Consider the following 2,717-nt stretch of genomic DNA (forward strand, 5'->3'; position numbering starts at 1 on the left):
GATGTGTCCACGACCGCACCGAGAAACGCGAGCACTGCATCGGCGACGCCAGCCGCCGAAACCGCCGTGGGGTCGACTCGGCTGCGGAGACGGAAGCCGTCGAGCATCGCGTTGACGGTCACGCCTAGGGTCCGGACGGTGAACGGTCTGCGCAACGTGGCATCGGCGTGCTCGAACAGTGCCTCGTACGCTGCCACGACCAATTCGTCTCGACGGCCGTAGTCCACCTTCAACGCCCGCTTACTGCCGAACGCCTGCGCCAGAACAGTTTTCACCGACAGGGCTTCGTCCACGAGTATTTCGAAGGTGTCCACTGCCAGCGAGACGACGGTGGGGTTCACTGCCTCGGCATGTGTCCGACGGCTCCGCCGCACCGAGTCCCGAACGGCGTCTGCGGTCGGCCACGTGGACTCGGTCAGACGCAAGACGAGGGCATCGACGTAGTCGGACTTGGTGGCGAACTTCCGAAAAAACGTCGCCTGTGACGCACCCGCACGGTGGACGACATCTTCGCTTCGCAACCCCCGGAGCAGCACCTCCTGTGGCTGTTCGACCAACGAAGAAATTCCGGCGTCGACGAATTGCGACGCCAATGCATCGTGCTCGGTCAATCTCTGCCCCTGCTCGTTCATTCGAATGAATCCATGCGGAAAAGCGAGATAACGCTGTGCCCGAAGCGGGATCGCCGCGACACGTAGCGAGAGTACTCACTGTCACTCGAGGGTAATGGCCATCGGTGCGCGGAGTGACCTGGGCGGACGAGTCCGCTTGCATTGGGGATCCAATGGTCGTACATCACCGAGATGTGCGGCGCCCAGAGTGAGGACCGCGCGTGACAGTCACAGATTCCCTCGGCACGGACACACCTCGGCCACGCCGCCCACGCCTTAGTGCACGAGAGGTCGAAGTTCTGCTGGCGTGGATCAAGTCGGACTCGAAATCGGCGGTGTCCGAGATGCTGTTCATCGCCCCCGGCACCGTGAACACGCATCTGAGCCGAATCCGGACCAAATACGATCAGGCAGGACGGACTGCCTCGACGAAGGCCGCACTTCTCGCGCGGGCCGTTCAGGACGGATTCATCGATCTTCACGAACTGTGACGTGCGACCCCGCTTTGGTGGATGGGCGCAATCCCTGAGGCGAGCTCTGCGTCGCGATCACATCTTCCGTCGCGCTCCCGAACTCAGACCTAGGCGTTGACGTTGTTGCCCGGGGTGTACGGAACCGTTCTCGCGTTCGTTGCGTCTGACCTGTAGGACCGGCTTCCGCGCCGGAGTAGGGGAGGACCAACGTGTGACGATTCCATCAGATTACCCACCGGTGCTGTACGTACCGTGTCTGGAGAAAGTCTCGGATCCGTCGGACGCTCGTGTGTTGCTCAACAGCACCCGTGACGGCAGGTCGTCTTTGCTGGTCTACTCGGCCCTCGATCGCCTGCACACGTGCATGGGTGTCAACCAACCGTGGATCGTGATTCCCACCAGCTACCTGTCATCGCTGCAGGAAGTGGCACCCTTCGAACTGGTGTTGCTCGACGTCGTGGTCCCGGAAGGGGCGCGCGCGTCGTGAGCATCGTCGTGGATCACGAGGAAGTACGCACGCAGGCTGGTGTTTTGAACGATGCTGCGATTCGGGTCGACGAGGTCGCTCCCTCGATACCCACCATCGTCGACGGGGGGATAGGGACCGCCGCGATACTCGGCATCCTGGCCAACTTTGTGACGTCCGCGGGTGAGCTGGTGATCGGCCTCGGCGGGATGAGCGGCGTGCTCAACGACTGTGCCGCCCGATACGCGGAGCAAGACATCGCAGCAGCGGACGAAATCAATGTCGCGGCGTGGTCGGAGTAGGTCATGAGCATCGATACCCACATAGACGGTGAGCCCGAATCCGTCCGTCAGGTTGCTCGGTGGCTGAGGGACAGCCTTGCTCCGGTCCTCGAGGAGTCGGCCAACAAGGTCTTCGCCGCGCGAAACAGGATCGACGGCGCGTGGGACGGGCCGGCCTCCCAAGTAGCAATTCCGAAGCTGAGCGCCGGCGCCGAGGGCGCGCTGAGAATGTCCGCGGCGGCACGAGATAATGCCCAGCAGATCGACGACTTCGCGGCCGGCCTGCAGAAAGCGCTCAACCTGATGGCCGACGCGCGCCGCGATGCGTCCGCGGCAGGGTTGTTCGTCGTCGGCGATGTTATCGAGGGAGCAGCATCGGGCAATCAGGCCGCCGCCTACGGTATTGCGCTGGACACCGCCGACACGGCACGAACCGTCGAACGCCAAGCGGCAGAGGCGCTGGCGGGAATCTGGACCAACCCGTACGTCGATTGGTTCTTCTATGCAACAGATTTGCTCGACGCCAGCGCCGCATCGGTCGTTGATGTACAGGTGTCGGCGTTGTCCGAAAAAGCGCAGTGGCTGAGATCGGAATCGAACAAGTTCATGGGACTCGCCAGAAATGCCCCGGAGGGGACTCCGGCGTCGGTCGTCTATCGCGACGTGGATTACGCACGTACCACCGCAGCACGCGCTGTGGACTTGACCGAGACTGCAAAGGAGCTCGGGTCGAAGGCAGAACGCGTAGGGCTCCGAGTAGGTGGTGGATTGGCTGTCGCTGGTGTCGCCTGGGACATCTACAACGGCAAGCCTACGGACCAGGCCATCGTGTCGGGCGGCGCCAGCTTCGCTGCCTCGGTTGCCGCGGGTGCGGCAATCGGAACTC

General features: G+C 63.0%; 4 protein-coding genes and 1 pseudogene. 4 read left to right on the forward strand and 1 reads right to left on the reverse strand.

The annotated features are described in order from the left end of the window. Positions 1 to 632, reverse strand: a pseudogene (locus tag WBQ44_RS06145) (TetR/AcrR family transcriptional regulator); the annotation flags it as partial. A 200-nt stretch (positions 633 to 832) separates the two neighbouring features. On the opposite strand from WBQ44_RS06145, the gene WBQ44_RS06150 reads away from it, so the two are divergent. The 4 genes from WBQ44_RS06150 to WBQ44_RS06165 all read left to right on the forward strand — a co-directional run. Next, positions 833 to 1,102, forward strand: a complete 270-nt coding sequence (locus tag WBQ44_RS06150; RefSeq protein WP_495565839.1) for a LuxR C-terminal-related transcriptional regulator — start codon at positions 833 to 835, stop codon at positions 1,100 to 1,102. A 193-nt stretch (positions 1,103 to 1,295) separates the two neighbouring features. Beyond that, complete coding sequence (locus tag WBQ44_RS06155; RefSeq protein WP_495565840.1) at positions 1,296 to 1,571, forward strand: SAV_915 family protein; 276 nt, start codon at positions 1,296 to 1,298, stop codon at positions 1,569 to 1,571. Continuing rightward, positions 1,568 to 1,852: a hypothetical protein gene (locus WBQ44_RS06160; RefSeq protein ID WP_495565841.1), complete on the forward strand. Its 285-nt coding sequence runs from the start codon at positions 1,568 to 1,570 to the stop codon at positions 1,850 to 1,852. Before WBQ44_RS06155 ends, WBQ44_RS06160 begins: the two co-directional genes overlap by 4 nt. 3 nt (positions 1,853 to 1,855) lie before the next feature. Next, positions 1,856 to 2,717 (forward strand): hypothetical protein (locus tag WBQ44_RS06165; protein WP_495565842.1); only part of this gene is annotated, 862 nt, incomplete at its 3' end.

This window comes from Rhodococcus sp. (in: high G+C Gram-positive bacteria), from assembly GCF_049591685.1.
Classification (GTDB): Bacteria; Actinomycetota; Actinomycetes; order Mycobacteriales; family Mycobacteriaceae; genus Rhodococcoides.